11 protein-coding genes and 1 pseudogene are annotated in these 16,931 nt (G+C 57.0%); 2 read left to right on the top strand and 10 right to left on the bottom strand.

Annotated elements, in window-relative coordinates; translation table 11 throughout:
* Positions 1-96: 96 nt before the first annotated feature.
* The 4 genes from JQ575_RS34260 to JQ575_RS34275 all read right to left on the bottom strand — a co-directional run bounded on the left by JQ575_RS34260 (position 97) and on the right by JQ575_RS34275 (position 5,034).
* Entirely contained in the window at positions 97-1,563 is a 1,467-nt protein-coding gene (locus tag JQ575_RS34260; protein ID WP_212037617.1) for a sensor histidine kinase, read from the bottom strand.
* Between the two features lie 649 nt (positions 1,564-2,212).
* A complete protein-coding gene (locus JQ575_RS34265) occupies positions 2,213-2,665 on the bottom strand; it encodes a MaoC/PaaZ C-terminal domain-containing protein (RefSeq protein ID WP_212037619.1) in 453 nt (150 codons plus the stop codon).
* A 303-nt stretch (positions 2,666-2,968) separates the two neighbouring features.
* Complete coding sequence (locus JQ575_RS34270) at positions 2,969-3,880, bottom strand: dienelactone hydrolase family protein (protein WP_312016072.1); 912 nt, start codon at positions 3,878-3,880, stop codon at positions 2,969-2,971.
* Between the two features lie 200 nt (positions 3,881-4,080).
* On the bottom strand, positions 4,081-5,034 hold the full coding sequence (locus JQ575_RS34275; protein WP_212037621.1) for an ABC transporter substrate-binding protein: 954 nt from the start codon (positions 5,032-5,034) through the stop codon (positions 4,081-4,083).
* A gap of 615 nt (positions 5,035-5,649) precedes the next feature.
* On the opposite strand from JQ575_RS34275, the gene JQ575_RS34280 reads away from it, so the two are divergent.
* Positions 5,650-5,994, top strand: coding sequence for a hypothetical protein (locus JQ575_RS34280; protein ID WP_212037622.1), 345 nt, complete (start codon positions 5,650-5,652; stop codon positions 5,992-5,994).
* Positions 5,995-6,019: 25 nt separating this feature from the next.
* On the opposite strand, the gene JQ575_RS34285 is transcribed toward JQ575_RS34280, so the two are convergent.
* From JQ575_RS34285 to JQ575_RS34300, 4 genes are all read right to left on the bottom strand, one after another.
* Entirely contained in the window at positions 6,020-6,403 is a 384-nt protein-coding gene (locus JQ575_RS34285) for a hypothetical protein (RefSeq protein ID WP_212037624.1), read from the bottom strand.
* 321 nt (positions 6,404-6,724) lie between these two features.
* On the bottom strand, positions 6,725-6,988 hold the full coding sequence (locus tag JQ575_RS34290; protein WP_212037625.1) for a hypothetical protein: 264 nt from the start codon (positions 6,986-6,988) through the stop codon (positions 6,725-6,727).
* Positions 6,989-7,086: 98 nt separating this feature from the next.
* Positions 7,087-7,485, bottom strand: coding sequence for a response regulator transcription factor (locus JQ575_RS34295; protein WP_212037626.1), 399 nt, complete (start codon positions 7,483-7,485; stop codon positions 7,087-7,089).
* Between the two features lie 109 nt (positions 7,486-7,594).
* Complete coding sequence (locus tag JQ575_RS34300; protein WP_249167095.1) at positions 7,595-9,523, bottom strand: HAMP domain-containing sensor histidine kinase; 1,929 nt, start codon at positions 9,521-9,523, stop codon at positions 7,595-7,597.
* Between the two features lie 2,212 nt (positions 9,524-11,735).
* On the opposite strand from JQ575_RS34300, the gene JQ575_RS34305 reads away from it, so the two are divergent.
* Entirely contained in the window at positions 11,736-12,713 is a 978-nt protein-coding gene (locus JQ575_RS34305; protein ID WP_212037628.1) for a tripartite tricarboxylate transporter substrate binding protein, read from the top strand.
* Between the two features lie 213 nt (positions 12,714-12,926).
* Here JQ575_RS34305 and JQ575_RS34310 read toward each other — a convergent pair whose 3' ends face one another.
* Positions 12,927-13,316, bottom strand: a complete 390-nt coding sequence (locus tag JQ575_RS34310) for a response regulator (RefSeq protein ID WP_212037630.1) — start codon at positions 13,314-13,316, stop codon at positions 12,927-12,929.
* A pseudogene (locus JQ575_RS46650) lies at positions 13,313-16,913 on the bottom strand (GAF domain-containing protein). The gene JQ575_RS34310 and the pseudogene JQ575_RS46650 overlap by 4 nt, the downstream one beginning before the upstream one ends.
* Between the last annotated feature and the right edge of the window lie 18 nt (positions 16,914-16,931).

Below are 16,931 nucleotides of genomic sequence, written 5' to 3' on the forward strand. Positions count from 1 at the left end.
CCGCGTCACCCGAATTCCGATCCTCAGACATTCGAAAAGCAAGCAGGCAGCCTCAGTTGCGGACTCGCGTACCCTGGAAGGCGGAAACTCTTAACTTCAGGATCGAGAATAATCACTCGAACGTAGGAGGTTTGTTCTTTCATGCCCGGCTGTCATGTCCGCCAGGGACGCGTCGATTGAATAGCTCACTCCACCGGGTTCAAACATGATTTTTGGTCGCGCTCCAAAATCCTGTGAGGCAAGCCTTTCGATCAAAATGCTGCCGAAACCTTTGCGAGTCGGAACCACGACGGGCGGTCCATCGCGCTCCTCCCATTGAAACTTGAATCTGGCTTCCCCGGCTTCCCAGTTGATCGACCAGTGAATTAAGACCTGACCCTTCTCCGGCAGCGAGAGGGCACCGTACTTGGCTGCGTTGGTGGCGAGTTCGTGAAGCAGCAGCGCGAAGGTCTGCGCCGCTCTAGAGTTCAGCATCACATCTGGACCTTTAGCGATCACGCGGTCGGAAAATGCTTCGAACTCAAGCCGAACGATCTCGGCCAGATGTGCGCCCTGGAATCCTTTGCTCATCAGCGCCGATTGACTGCGTGCAAGCGCCTGCAGTCGCCGCATTAGCGTGTTGCGCTCCTCAGCGAGTGGCTTGGTTCCGGTCAAGCTGCGGGAAGCGATTGATTGGACAACGGCCAGCAGGTTTCCGCCGCGATGTGCGAGTTCCCCCATGAGGAACCGCTGGTGCTCTTCAACTTGCTTCCGTTCGGTAATGTCATAGGCACAGTTGATTGCGCCCGTGACCTCCCCGTGCTGATTTCTAAGCGGACGGATATTGACGATGGCGGTCACCCGCGATCCGTCGGGCCGCTCGACGATTACTTCCTCGTCATTGACCTCCGACATTTTTCCCGAGACCACCCACGCCATGGGGCACTGGTCGTGAGACATGAAACTTCCGTCGGGACGGAACATCTTGAGAGAGCCACAGAAAGGTTCGTTGTCGTCGCCGCGGGCCGGAGTACGGCCCCACAATTCCCTAGCGCGTTGGTTGAAGTCCTGAATGACGCCGCGGGCATCGCAGGCATAGACGGCCGAAGGCCCCAGTTCAAATAGAGTGCGAAAGCGTTCTTCGCTCAAGCGCAACGCAGCTTCGGCCTTCTTTCGCTCGGTAATGTCGCGCACATTGCATTGAACGACCTGCGTGCCGTCCTCATCGTAGCGGTTGGCCACGACTTCCACTTCCCGCCTCTCGCCCGATTTGGATTCCAGCGGCAAATCATCATAACGGACCTGGCCGCTATTTTGCAGCTCTCGAAACGCGGCCTGGCTCGCCTGCTCGTCCTTGAGCAGGCCGATTTCCCAAAGCTCCTTACCCAGCAATTCTTCATGTCGATAGCCGAGCAGACGCGACATGAAAGGATTGGCGTCAGTGATTTTTCGGCTGACGGAGTCCAGGATAAGCACGCCGTCGTGGGCGGCCTCGAAAAGCCGACGGTAGCGGATTTCTGATCGGCGTAGAGCAGCCCGGAACGCAGGGTCGTCGGCTGTGTCCCGCGTGGCCAAAATATCCATTTGTACTTCGCTGTCATTGGCGCAGATGTGTAAAGGCTCGTAACCGACATGGCCCTACATGTAGGCGCGGTACTCTGGCATTAGCGGGGAGCGTGCAGGCCGGATGATGTAAGCCACTCATCCATGGGCGCAGCGGTATCCTTGCCGGGCTCGACGAATGAGCTTTTCGAGCCCAATCCCTGGCGGGGCGCCTTTGCTTCTTTACGGAGACGTTCTGCTCGTTGCGATAGGCGTTGATATAGTGGGGCAAATTGTTTGAAACGGCGTCGCTGCAAGGCGCGGCTCCTTTCCTGAGGAAGGCGGGAGCGCAACCTGCGTTCTCATCACCGATGACGGCCAAGGGCTGAGCGGTGATTGGGACAATCTGGCATGTCCGGTGCCCGATATACTGGTCAAAACAGCTCACATCGCAGAATCGTTAACAACGAAACTCAGGCCACCTGCTGGGAGTTCAATCAATATCGTGGCTGGTCGGGCTGGCTGGACTTCCGCTTCGCGTAATTCGCGTCGATTTGTCCGGACCGGGGCGACTTCCCGCCTACCCCAGTGAACGGAGACATTTCCAGTATAAGCGGGCATGTCTCAAAAGTGCCACTAACCCACTTGTGGCTGCCACTTTGCGTTACGCGAATTTCCCGTCATCAACCCGCTAGTGTGAGTTAGTGGCGATCAGAATGGTGCTCTCAATAGATAACACCACGCGTTCTCGATCATTGATCACTTCGATGAGGTGCTTGACGAGGCCTCGTCCCGACTTGCTCGATAAGCGCTTATCCAGAATCGTGATGCGTTCGTGCAGCCGGTCACCTGAACGAACAGGCTCGACAAACTTAACGTGCCAGTCGAAGCCTCCCAAGAAGGCCCACATCCGATCCGGCTGATTCACTATTTCATGGGACAGCCGGTACATCAGAGTGATTGTGTAGCCGCCACTGGCGATCAGTCCACCGAACGGCGATCTGGCGGCTGCCTCTGGATTGACGTGAATGGGCCACGGGTCGTTTGTGCGATTATAGGCCAGCATTTCCTCGCGATCGACGGTGTACTCCGTCGACGTCCAGCTATCTCCAACATTGAAGTCCTCGAAGTACATCATACACATGAGCGAACTCCATGCGTCTCCTCTCCGGGTGAAGGCGGGAAAGCCCGGCGGCCCCCGCCCAGCATACTGTCGTGAAAAATCTGGTGGAGCGCAATCGCACGGACACTCTGACGCTCTCTGAGCAGGCGGGCCGTGCTCTCGATGCTGCCAACGGGCCGCGGCCCACCCGCACATGCAGGTCCGCTATGGGTCAATCACGTCGGTTGACCGTCGGCCAGCCACTTCCGGTCTATCCTCGTCAACGGACATCGCGAGATCGGCCCGGCTCTTCCGCTTCGTGCCAGAAGCTGACGTAGGAGAGCTTCATTGATGCTTGTCGAGGAATCGGCTTACTAGAGGTGACCATATTGGAATGGCTTCAGCCGCACCGATAAAGAAGTGGCCGTCGCTTCCAAACGGTGGAAATATTCGCAACTCCGCATTCCCGCCCGCTGCTGTAAACGCCTCGTGCATTCGTTTCGCCAAGTCCGGGCCAAAGTATGTGTCGTTCTCCGCGTAAATCCACAGCATTGGGATGCGGGATGTCTTGCCAAAATTGCGCGTTGCTTCGACGAGCTTGTCGGGTGCGCAATTGTTGTTCGGCTTACCATCAACCCGTCCGCCCCGACCTGCCGCAAACGTGATGACCGCTTGGACCGACGACGGGTTCAGGCTGGACAGAGCGATGGCTCCCCATCCGCCACCTGATTGACCAACGACGATGGCCTTCCCTGGCGAAACTGGAGCTTCCTTCTGCATGAAGTCGATCACCCACTGATCAAGGGTCGCAATCATCAGTCCCGGCCAACCGAAATTGGGCTTGTCACAACTACCAACGCTCGCGAAGTAGAGGCTAAATAGTCCTTCCTCCGGGCGATCAATTGATATGCTACCGTATCTAGTCGGGGAGACTACGAAGTAACCCTGCCGTGCAAACCAATGTGCCGCGTCGCGGTACTCGATTGCTGGGAAGAACGTCCGCTGCTCTGGGTCGCCAGAAATGCCGTGGTTCATGACGAGAAGAGTATACGGGCCTCCGCCGACTGGTCGCACTACTCGGGCAAACATGGGCAGCGGGGTCGTCAAAGCCCAAATTTCCTCCCGAATACCTTGAACCGCGGGGCGATCTGCTGCCAAAGCTGATGAGGCTATCGCCGCGAAGCATGTCAAAACCAAAGAAACAACACGCAAGAAATTTCCATGCATTTTGCTTCCCTCCACAAGAAGGCCGGACACCGGAGCCTCTTTTGGTTCGGGGTGCAGTCTGTTGATCTGCATCAATGATGGCTGGGAATACCGGCTTCGTCAGGCTTGTCCGTTCCGGGTCATTCGCGTTCGGTTCGGCCAAACCCCGGCGACTTCCGGTCTACCCCGGTGAACGGACATTCCCAGGATAGGCGGGCATGTCTCAAAAGTGCGATCGGACTTTTGCTCGTTCACTCAATTACCTTATCAGCACCCACGAGGAGCGCAGGAGGTACGGGAAGTCCCAGCTGCTTGGCCGTCTTGAGGTTGATGGACAACTCGAATTTGGTTACCTGGTAGATCGGGATGTCACCGGGCTTTGCTCCTCGCAGAATTGCGTCGATGTTATTGGCGACACGCTTGTACAATTCGATTAGATCGAAGGAATAGGCCATTAAGCCCCCGACCTCGACGGATTCGGTAAACGGGAAAATCGCCGGAAGAGTCGCGTCGCCGAGCAGCTTAGCGATCAAAGTGCTGTTTTGAAAGACCTGAGGCGACTCGAGGACAATGACCGCATTTGCACCGTCGCGGGAGATGCTCTCGACCGCCGCCCGAAGGTCTGCTTCGCTGGTACCTTCTAGTAAAGACACTGCGAGAGGGAGGCCTGCCGTTTCGGCCGCTGCGCGGAAAGCGCCTGCGTTCGGCTGATTCCATTGCAATCGAACAGCGAGACAGCCAAGTTTCGACATCGTCGGAACCATCTCGCGCAATAGTGCGATCCGTTTTCCATAAATGGATGAACCGGCGTCGACGGTCACTCCCGTGAAGTTGCCGCCCGGGCGAGCCAGACTTTCGGCGAGCCCTTGCCTAACGGGGTCGCCAGTTATCCCTACGATCGGAATACGCGATGTTAGCTTTTTGAAGATGACTGCGTAAAGGGCAACGACGAAGATGACATCCGGGTTGCTCCGAATGATTTCCGTCGCCAGGGCTTCGGGATCGGACGTGTTCTGCTCTCGGCCGTAACTTTCTACCTTGAGGTTTTGTCCTTCGATCCACCCCAATCGTCGAAGCGCCGCGAATAAGGCGCGGGCGGATTTGCTTTCGCTATGGTCATGCAAGTGCGCGCTTGGCTCTGCTGGCTGAAGATTGCAAGACGCTTGCTGTTGGTGCTCTGCTGTGCCGCCGCAGCGAGCGGCCATGCCACCGCCGCACCGCCAAGAAGACTGATGAAATCGCGCCGTCTCATGCAGCCCTCCAAGGAGGCTCAGGACCACGCTAAAACCAGGTCGAAGCATACCACATCGCGGCATGGGAGTCCGGGAGTTGAGGCGGCAAGATGTCGAGCGCTCAACCCGCTATGCGTTGCGCCATGTCCGCCATCCATCGTTCCTTGCTCGACAATGCTTGCCGCGCTCCACGCCGGGTCCTAAGCAGCGTGGCACCGAGCGGAAGCGTTTTTAGGTTCGAGGACGGCAAATGTCTGAAACGGACAGGAGCACGCGGGGGAATGCCAGCCAGTTTTTTGTGGCAGGCGAATTATGTCGGCGCGGCTACTCTGCTGTTGTTACGCTCGGGAATACCCCCAATACCGACATTCTGTGCAGCAACCTCGCCGGAACGCGCTTCGTCCATATTCAGGTCAAGACCTTCGTTCCGGGTAATCGAACTTGCAGCGTGGGTCTGAAAGCCGAACGTGTTTTTGTAACAACTTCTTTTGGGTGCTCGGCGGCATCCCGGAACCCACCTCAAAGCAACCATTTGAATATTTGTGATCCCGTCGTCGGTAATGGCGGTATTCCGAAAGCGAGCGGACGTTGCAGGTCGATGTCATCGTTTTCGATAGAGACACCGGGATACTTCGAGCTTACGAAGTCAAACGCGGCTTTGGCTTACACGACTCCGGTAAACGGCGCTCGATGCTGCGTGACACGCTGGCTGTTCAAGTACTCTTAAAAAGCTACGGGACACAGCGCGGCCTCGAAGTGAAGCAGGCCTTTAGTCACATTATCTTCTACTACGGCCAGTGCTCCATTCCTAAACCGTTCAGTGTCAAAGGGACGGAGTTGGATGAGCACTTCGGCTTCCCGGTTTACGATGCCGTCGAAGAGGTCAACAAACATTACAAGGCGCGGTTGTTCGCGATCTTGGCTGGCGGGTAGCGTTCCGGTTTCCCAAGGGTGAGCGTCACTCATGAGGTTCATGCGCGATCCTCATTGCATCATCGATGATCGCCTCTACCGCGCCGCCATCAATCCGATTGTTCTTTACCAGCGCCGCTGCCAAAGCCTCGACCGCGGGCCAGTGCTTCAGCAGCAGATCATAGGTAGGTTCGGCATAGTCTTTCGGGTCGTTCTTGAAGCCAGCGACCTTGGATAAGTCGTCGATTGCTTTTAAGATAAGCGCAAGGTCGCCATCAGTGTCCTCGAGCTTTTCGTCCATGCCACCGTGGTTGATTGCAACCCTGAAGGCATCGTCCGCAGTCCGCTCGCCGCTCCAAATGGCCTGAGCAACGCCTCCAGCAAGGATGATGACTGTTTGATACGCGATCAAGTAGTCGTACTTATCCATCAATTGCCATACCAAGTGTAGTTCATGCCGCGACGCCGGTCTTGTCCTTCCGCGCCGGGCTCGCAGCGCAAGCACGATGGTTCGCTCTAAGTCAGTCGTTGTGACGATAGCGATTAGGCCGGAACGGAATGTCGTCGATGTACGGTCGAACAATCCGCTTGGTCTTGAACAGGTTACACCATGCATAGACAGAAAGCGCGAACAAGACAGACGCGAAGGATATTCAGGACAGCATGATCCACATCATCTGTTTTTCCTCTCGATGCAGGCGGCCGGATCACATCGGCGTGGGATGACAGACAAGGAAATCTTCCGGGTGCTTTACCGCCGCGCCCCAACGCGATTGACGCCACCATTCATGTTGCCACCGGCGTTATGACGAACAGCAGCGCGCGCGACCGGACGCGGCCTGAGTACGACGCCTGCCCGGGCAACGCAGCCACCGGGATATCCAACGTAGGTGCAGTACACGACCGCGTTGGCGGGCGCGGGATTGAGGGTGACTCCAGCAAGCCCCAGCAGGGCGCTGGCAGCGATCCCAGCAACAGTCGCTGACTTGATCGAAAGAGGCTTCTTCGAATGCATGGCGGACTCCTCTTCGCACTTGCAACATTGAACGGGGAATGGAGCCGCCTCGGTGCGGCTGAACATAGCTTGATCGCAAAGGGATCGCTGACATTGACCTAGATCAACGAGTGCCCCCTACCGCCCAGGCCCTGCCGGATGCCTTCTTTGAGCGGCTCGATCAGTTCGCGCGCTGAGAACGGCTTAGTGAGAAACGCAATGCACCCAGAGGCTACTGCAGCCTCGCGGACCTGAGGGTTCAAATTGCCCGTGATGTAGATGACCGGCACGGAGACACCTGCGGCTTTCAGGTCCTCTCTTAGCTCGATGCCTGACCCGTCGGGCAGGTTGATGTCGAGGATGATGCAAGCCGCCTTCTCAATGTTTGAGTGGCCTTTGAACGCCTGCGCGGATGAAAACACGATGGGCTCGTAGGCGTGCCGCCGCAGGAGGCGCTGCACTGCCCTCAGCATTCCAGGGTCGTCATCGACCACCAACACGACTTTGTTATCCAGCATCCGGGACCTATCCCCACACGCCTGGGGGCATTAAGCGCTAGGCCCGATCCGCTAATATAGACCTTGATCCAGATCAAGCCAGCCGCCGGACGGGGAAGGCTCCCACAAACTACCCTAATGCCGTCTGTCCGGCAGCCGACCCAAGGCCAATCCGCTGTCTATTTAAAACAAGGGGAAGCCTGATCCTAAACGACGCACCGCCGTGATCCCGGTTTTCTGCCCATATCCGCCCACTGTGCGCCTCGATAATTGTGCGCGCGATGGACAGCCCCATCCCCATGCCTTCCGCCTTGCTAGTGAAAAACGGCTCGAAGACCTGATCTATTTTGCCTTCTGGAATGCCCGGTCCGCGATCTGACACGGATAGCTCAGCAAAGTTTTCTACCTTCGAAGTCCGAATGCTGATGATGCGTTTTTCGGAGGGCTTATTGGTCATTGCGTCCATCGCATTGACGACCAAGTTAATAATGACCTGCTGCAGTTGAATATGGTCGCAGATGATCGGGAGCGCGATTGCTGCGAGAATACTTTTCAATTCAACTTGTCGTCCAGCAATCACCGGTGAAAGAAGGGTGACTGTTTCTCGCGCCACTTCATTGAGATCGGACACTTTCGGCTCGAATGGGGCCTTTTTCAGCAGGCTCCGCGTTCGCCGAATGACCTCGGTAGCACGTCGATCATCATCCAAAATATCCTTCACGATCTCCCTGAGTTCACCAATGTCGGGCGTTGGGGATTTCAACATCTCGTCGGCGGCTTCGGCGTTGGTCAGGATGGCACCAAGCGGCTGGTTTATTTCATGGGCAATTGAGGCGGTCAGTTCGCCAGCCGTGGCGAACCGGCTGACGGTAGCAAGTTCTCTCGTGCGTTGCGCCGACTGCACTTCGGCTAGACGACGCTGACGATGCGCATTCAACAGAGCTGTGATAAGCCCAGCTTGCGCGAGAATAACGGCGATGATCATCCCGATTTGCCACGAATAACGCTCCCACACCCTCGGCTGGCGGAAGTGGATGGTGCTGCCGGGTGGTAGATTGCTCTCGCCAATTCCCCAACGCTCCATTTGCCGCCAGTCGAATTTGGGGGTTGCGAACCCGGTAGAGGGAGTTTTGATATCGCCTGCCTTCTCGCCGTTGAAGATGCGGATGGCGACGGCAGCCGTAATCTGGCTTAGCTCCATCACGGAGTGCATGGGGCCGCCGACGATTGCCTCTCCGAAGAACGAACCATCGTACGAAAAAATCGGCGCATTCGCCGAAGCAGATAGCTTGTTCAGTGCCGCATTAGCCTCGTGAGCAACACCGGCTGCATCGACATTCATCAGATGCCAGAACACCGCGCTGTGTGGCGGAAGGCTTGCTGCATCTTTCAGAATTTGTTCAAACGACCGCTCATTGTACCATCTTAACTCGACCCGCCCGGAAAATGGCGCGAGTTCCCGGCGCATTTCTTTCTCCCAGAACACCTCATTCGGAGACGTTCCGTTTACCACCGCAATGGTTTTTGTGAGGGGAAAGATGCGCAAGATGTTGTCAAACGCTGCGGGAAAATCGTGTGCGACAGCCACCACCGTATCATAGGCCGTCAGCTTTTCCTTTTCGACCCGGCGCTGTTCTACCGCCGTAAAGATCATTGGCGTCACTGGAAATAGCTGCTGCCGATTATGCTGGACGAAGACAGCGGCGGGCGCGCCGATGGCCACAATGAGGTCTACCGGACGGCGGAAGTAGAGGGAGCGCAGGTACTCTACAAATGAAGCTTCTGCGCTCGCATCAGCTTGCCGGGCATCGACCAGTGAGTGATCGAGAAAGTCCACCGGCATTTGCCATTGCTGGCTTATCTGGGAGCGAATGGCCTCAGCATAGTCGCTCCAAGGTTTGAAACGCGGACCAAACGAATGCAACATCAAAACGCGCTTGGGTCCGGGATCAGCCGCCTGACTTTGATCCAGGGAGGCGTGCAATAATGCTATGATCAGAGCAGCGGTGAATGTCCACGTGTAAAAACTTGGTCTTCGGAAGGCAGGCCAGAACCACATACTTTTCCCTAAGCCTTCAACCCTTTCGCTAGGAACGAAAGAGACCGCAACTGGCTTGTCTTTCTAAAGCAGAGCCTCGGCAGTGTCCCGTTGCTCATCCTCAAAATGCCCATCCGCGCGCATGATAGCGGGTTAAGCGCGATTTCCGATTTGACCATTTCATCTGTGAGCCATCTGATTGCGGCACCGTAGTTCTACGCACGCGCCCAGGTCAGGATATTGGAATTGCCCTCGTATGGAGATACCCGCAGCCCCATCGATATGCACTTTGTGCCACGAGGCGCTTATCTGGGTGGTTTTGTTCCATTTGGCGAAATGCCGGGGCAGTTTCATTGAGGCATCAGCGCGGATCGAGAACTAGTTTTGTACCTGGCGGAGCGGAAAGGTCGATTCTCGTGGCGATGCGCATCAACTTCGTATCCGTCAATTGGTTGAGATCAGAGCGACGCGGGCGCCCTGCTCGGCGATTTGATAAGCCCTCATGTAAGTGTCGATCATCTTGCCGATTTCGCCCGCTTCGCCGGGGGCGTCGGCCATCGCTTTCGTGACCCGCGCGGCAATCGAAATGTCACAGGTAGGTTCCGAGGAGAACGTCTGCTACACCTGTACGGTCGTTTGGTTGTCGCAATGCGAAGGTCACAACATAGTTGTCGTTCTGCACCAATCGCTAAGCGCAACGGTCTAATCGATATGCACTTTGTTGCCACACTGCGTCTTGGTTTCGTCGATCAAGCGTCTTGATACCTGCCGTGCAGCGGCGACGGCCTTGCAGCCCGGCGCGAGCCAGCAACATCATCGAAGCCAGTATCTTTTCGCGTCGAGCTTCCCAGCCAGCGGTCGGGGTGCGTGAGGATCACCATTGCTTCGACCGCCGCATTTCAAGAACGACCAGCTAACAAGTTGTCCCTCTCGCGCACCTCCAAACGGCTCGACGCGTCTGCCGCACGGTCGTTCGTGCCACGCACACGCCGTTAACCCGGGTCCGGCCTACGCCGCAGGCAGCCACTTTGCGTTACGCGAATTTCCCGTCATCAACCCGCTAGTGTGAGTTAGTGGCGATCAGAATGGTGCTCTCAATAGATAACACCACGCGTTCTCGATCATTGAGCACTTTATCTGCATCAATGATGGCTGGGAATACCGGCTTCGTCAGGCTTGTCCGTTCCGGGTGATTCGCGTTCGGTTCGGCCAAACCCCGGCGACTTCCGGTCTACCCCAGGTGAACGGACATTCTCAGGATAGGCGGGCATGTCTCAAAGGTGCCAAAGCTGACATGGAAATGCGCATCGAAAATGAAAGAGGCACCAACTGAGGCGGCGGCCTTAGCTAGGATTGATAACCATCGCTAGTCAGCTTGACCCCCAGCGGCTTGCTCTTGCGGTGAATCTCCCAACTCCAGCGCTGGGGATACTTTTCGCCCCGTCTGGACGTGAAGACATATTACCTACTCCGCAAGGCGCGTTCGAGTTGCTCTCTCAACCACGCGTTCTCTCGCTTTAGGGATTCGATAGTGCGGTTAAGGGCCAGCACGTCCGTCGGCTCGGTGGACTCCGGCAACGGCCCCGGTGGCGCAATCTTCTCCTGATAAATCAGCATGAGGGGGCAACCCTCCGATATAAGTCCGCTTCGGAATTAAAAGAACAAACTAACAAACTAAAACGGGCCAACCTGGGGCTACCTATAGCATCATCATCGCGAGCGGAAGGATACCACCAATAAGGTGGTCGAAGAGTAGATCAAGGGAAGAAATGGGTTCGGCTCGTTCATACAGGGGCAATTCAGTAATTGTTTATTTGTTTCGCCCGTTTACCTACTCGTTGACCTCGCGGAGCTTGCGTTCCGGCTCCAGGATTTTCTCTTCGGCTTGTCTTACAAACTCCGCGCTGGTCGTCCGGCTCATTATTTGCCGGTACTTCATGATCTGCATTTCGAGCTCCCCACGCTCGTTCTTTGAACGCATAGCATTGGTTCCCAGCGACCCTTTTTTTAATGGGACGATGGAACGCACGTTTCCACAGCTCACATCAAACGACGGACCTTGCAGCCGGAAATGTCGGCTCGTGGCACAAAACGTCAATTTGCGCAGTGTAAGGCCACGTCCGGAGTTGGGGGTCGACCTCCCGGTTGAACGCCCGTGCCGGGCGTGCCGGGCGGTGGAAAATAGGCTATTCTACCCCTCGGCGGAGCTTTCCAAGACGGGAAGGGATGCACCATGCGGCAGTGTCTTGTGTTGCTGGTGGCTGCCGGTGCGGCAGTCTGTTCGGTCGCGGCGGAGGCGCAGTCCTATCCTGCGCGCTCCATCACCATGGTGGTACCCTACGCGGCCGGTGGCGTATTCGATACCATCGCCCGTATCATCGGGGCGCGGATGGGCGAACTACTCGGCCAATCGGTAGTCGTGGAGAACGTGACTGGCGCAGGGGGCATCATCGGCGTCCAACGCGTGATCCATGCCAAGCCGGACGGCTATACAGTACTGCTCGGGACCGTTGGCACCCACGCCTATAACCAATCGATATATCGGAAACACCGCTATGATGCGGTGAGTGACTTTACCCCCGTCACTCTCTTTTCTGACCAGCCGATGGTACTTGAAGGCCGCAAGGACCTGCCTGCAAACAACCTCACAGAGTTTATCGCACTGCTTAAACAGAACGGCACGAAGATGCAGTACGGCTCGGCAGGCGTCGGATCGACCACGCATCTTGCTTGCGCGCTGCTCAACGCGAGGATCGGCGTCGAGGTAACTCACGTTCCTTATCGGGGTGGCGGCCCTGTCGCCAACGACCTGATCGGCGGCCGGATCGATTACATGTGCGGCAACATGGGTAGTTCTGTGCTTCGTGTGGCCGCGAAGCAATCGAAGCCCCTCGCGCTGTTGTCACGCGAGCGCACGCCGCTGATGCCCGAGCTTGCGACGGCGCAGGAGCAGGGTATCGATGACTACGATGTCGTGACTTGGACTGCTTTCTTCCTGCCAAAGGGCGCGCCGAAGGACATTGTGGTCAAGCTCAACGAGGCAACCAGTGCGGCAATGGATACGCCAGCGATCAGGGCACGATTTAACGACATCGGCGTGGTCGGCGTTGCACCCCAGCGGCGCGGGCCGGAATACCTCGCCAAATATGTGGTTGAGGAGATCGCACGCTGGGAACGCCCAATCAAGGATGCCGGTTTGCAGGCGGACTGATCCTCGTCACTGGGGTTCCCGTAACCCACGCGGTATGTCAGATTTGGGTCATTCGCGTCGGTTTGGCCGACTACGCCAACTTCCGATCTACTCGGAGAATTGCGGAAGTCCGACTTCCGCTTTACACGGAAAGCGGACTCCACCCGGACATCACGCCATATTTGAAAGGTACCAATAGACGACATCGCCGAGGTGGCGACGAGAGTTAGCTAATCACTGAGCTTGACCGAGGCGCATATCGATTTCCGCTCGTAGCAAGTTGAAATCGATGGGCTTGGTCAGCAAACCGGTCGCGCCGCCTTCCATCGCCTTCCGTCTGGTCTCGGGATCGCCATAGGCAGTGATCATGATGATGGGGACGTCGGGTCGCATCTCTCTGACTTTTGGTAGCATTTCAAGTCCGGTCATGCCGGGCATATTGATGTCCGAAAGAATCAATACCAGGGTCTGCTCGATTGAGCCTGCAATCCGCGCCAGAGCATCCGCCGCCGAAACGGCGAAGTCCATGACGAAACGTTGCGCCCTCAGATCGCGTCGGAATTGCTGGCGGAACAACGCCTCGACGTCGGGCTCGTCGTCGACCACAAGAACCAAAATGCTCACGCCTCACCGCGATCCCTGCCAGAAACATTGCTCTTTCTTGGCAGGACGATGATGAACTCTGTGAACTGCCCAGGCTCGGTCGCGACGTCAATTCTGCCGCCGTGTTGCTTCACGATGATGTCGTGCGTCATCGAGAGACCAAGGCCGGTTCCTTCACCGGCTGGTTTGGTCGTGAAGAACGGATTGAACATCTTTTCTTGCACTTCGACCGGGATGCCGGTTCCATTGTCGCGAATGCGAATTTCGACGGTATCCCCGAGGTTTCGGGTGGCCGCAGTGACGGCAGGCGCGAAACCAGCTTCGCCGTTCTCGGTCTTGCGTTTGGTCACGGAGTAGAACCCGTTTGAGATCAGATTGAGGAACGCGCGAGTGATCTCCTGCGGAAACAGCTCGATCAAACCGACCGACTCGTCGAGTCCCGTTGCAGCGTGACGTTGAACTGCGGTTTTTCAGCGCGCGCCCCGTGATAGGCGAGGTTGAGGCTCTCATCTAGCAGAGCATTGATGTCCGCAGGCCGCCGTTCGCCGGAACCTTCGCGCGAGTGCAGCAGCATGTTCTTGACAATGGAGTCGGCACGCTTGCCGTGCGTCACGACCTTTTCAAGGTTGTCCTTCAGCAAGCCGGTCAATTCATCGACTTCTTCGCGCATCTTTTCACCAATTGCGGCAGACTTCAGCAGGTCTTTCAATTCGACGGTCAGCTCCGCCGAAAGTGCCGAGAAGTTATTGACAAAATTAAGCGGATTCTTGATCTCGTGCGCGATACCAGCAGTGAGCTGACCGAGCGAAGCCAGCTTCTCGGTTTGCACTAGACGATCCTGCGCGGCGCGGAGGTCATGGAGCGAAGCAGCCAACTCACGAGTGCGGGCTTCGACACTTTCGAACAAGCGAACGTTTTCTATCGCGATGGCAGCCTGGTCGGCAAAAGTAGTAGCTAAATCGATCTGCTTTTCGGTAAACGGCCGCACCTCGGAGCGCGTCATAATGATGACACCAATGGCCTTGCCCTCACGCAGCATTGGCACGCCGATGATGGTACGGAAATCCCCCAGTTTTTGCGCTTCGTTGAAAGTGTAATCGGGATCGGCCTGGACGTCAGGGATGTGAACGACAGCCCCCTCCAGCAGCGCGCGCGCCGTCGCCGAGCCGCGATCCGGTATAACCGGAACGTTTCTAACGTAATCCATGAACTCGTCAGAAAACCCGTAAAATTCACCCCGAAACAGAACTCCATCCTTTTGCCGTGTAATAGTAGCCTTCTCGGCATCACAAAGTTTGGCCGCAGACTCCACCAATGTTTGCAGCACCGTCTGCAAATCAAAGGTCGAGCGGCTGATGACTTTAAGCACATCGGCGGTTGCGGTCTGCTGTTGTAGCGATTCACCAAGGTCGTGGGTACGCTGGCGCAGTTCGTTGAGCAGCCGTGTATTCTCGATTGCTATCGCAGCCTGATCCGCGAAAGTCTTCAGCAGATCGATGTGCCTGTCGTCGAACGGGCTCACCTCTGTTCTGCGGACTAGGATCGTGCCGAGCGCGCGACCCTCGCGGAGTAGCGGAACGGCAAGGACGGTTCGATGGCCAAATCTGATGGCGAGCTGCCTCCCACCGGGGAAATCATCTCCCACGGCCAACGCATCAGCGATATGAATTGGTTTTCCGTCGCAGATAGAACGACCCATGATGGTGGTCCGGTCGAGTGGTACCCTCTCAGCGGCACCTAGGCCGATCAGGTTGCCGAAACTAGCCGCCTCGCGCATCGCGTCTTCGTGGACGACAATAATACTCACGAACTGAGCTTCGCAGATGCGGGCGGCGCGCTCGGCGACCGTATCGAACACGGGCTGGACATCGTCGGGTGAACTCGAAATCACGCGCAGGATGTCACTGATCGCCGTCTGCTGCTGAAGCGACTCCGCGAGTTCGCGCGTGCGAGCCTGCACCTCTTCGAACAGGCGGGCATTGTCGATGGCGATCAGAGCTTGGTCCGCAAACGTCCGGACAAGTTCGATCTCGCGCTCCGTGAAAGCGCCGGGCTCCGGTCTCACAAGCGCAAATACACCCTCGACCCGGCCTTGCCTAACCAGTGGCACACCGAGCCCTGACCGAAACTGTCCGATCTTGGGAGCCTCGACGAATGTGTACTCGGGATCGGCCAGCACGTCCGGCAAGTGAACAAGTTCGCCGGTGAGGAACGCCCGCCCTACGAAACTTCCTCTATCTGGTCCAATCGGATGAGTCCGCAAGAACTCGCTAAACCTTTCTGACATCCCGATATGAGCCTGCGCTCGCAGAACGTCACCATCCCGAAGCCAGATATTGGTCATGGTCGCGTTACATAGTTTGCCTGCCGACTCGACCAACGTGTCGAGCACCGTTTGCAGGTCGAACGCGGAGCGGCTGATCACCTTGAGTACGTCAGCGGTTGCGGTCTGCTGTTGCAGCGATTCACTCAGGTCATCGGTGCGTTGGCGCAGCTCATTGAGAAGGCGCGCATTCTCAATAGCGATCACGGCCTGGGCACCGAAATTCCGCACTAGCGCAATCTGCTTGTCTGTGAACGGCCGGACTTCCTGCCGGTAAATGCCGATGGTCCCAACCAGTTCGTTCTCCTTGAGCATGGGCACCTGCAAGAGCGTCCGGGCGCCCCCGCCTTCCGCGACGCCGACCATCCCCGGGAAGCCGTCAATGTACGACTGGTCCAACAGGACAGGTCCTCGACCTGCACCGGTTGTTTCGTCATCGCAACACGACCGAGGGGGACCTTCGGGTCGGCACGAATTGTGTTTTTCTTCAGAAACTCACCATAGGCGGGCGGTATGTTCCACTTGCCGACGGCGCGAAACTGATTGTCTTCGTATAAGAACAGCATGGCAAACTTCGCTTCACAGAGGCGCCCGGCGTTCTCCAGCATGGTCTGGAACACCGGTTCCAGTTCGCCAGGAGACGCGCTGATCACCTTGAGCACGTCTGCGGTTGCGGTTTGCTGCTGCAGCGATTCCGTAAGGTCGCGCGTCCGTGCCTGCACCTCGTCGAACAGGCGAACGTTCTCGATTGCAATCACCGCCTGGTCCGCGAAGGTCTGCAGCAGTTCGACGTGGTGGGGCACAAACGATCCGGTCTTGAGCCGCGTGACGCTGATGATCCCAATCGGGACACCGTCGTTGATCAGGGGCACCAACAGCATGCTGCGGAAACCTCGCAGCCTCGCGATCTCCCTGATCTGCGCATGCGAGATGTCTTCAGTGTCTGTGATCGGAATTGGCCTGCCATGCTGGGCCAATCGGAATGCCTCGAAATCGGCCACCGGGCGGGGAAACGATGCTTTGAGCACATCGTCAGCGGCTGGATTGGTTGGCGTGAATGCTGCGAGGTGAGCGGTGCCATCGACAAAGCGGAACACGGCGGTGGAGAACCCCCCGAGCAGCCGGTTGGCGCTGCTTGCGATCGCATCGAACACCGGTTGCAATTCTGATGGCGAGGAGGAGATGACCCTCAGGATGTCGGCGGTGGCCGTCTGCCGTTCCAGAGCTTGCTGCGTTTCGTTGAACAGCCGCGCATTCTGGATAGCGATCACGGCTTGATCGGCGAATGTCTGGATGAGCGCAAGCTGCCTTTC

It is taken from the genome of Bradyrhizobium sp. JYMT SZCCT0428, from assembly GCF_018131075.1.
In the GTDB taxonomy this organism is placed as follows: domain Bacteria; phylum Pseudomonadota; class Alphaproteobacteria; order Rhizobiales; family Xanthobacteraceae; genus Bradyrhizobium.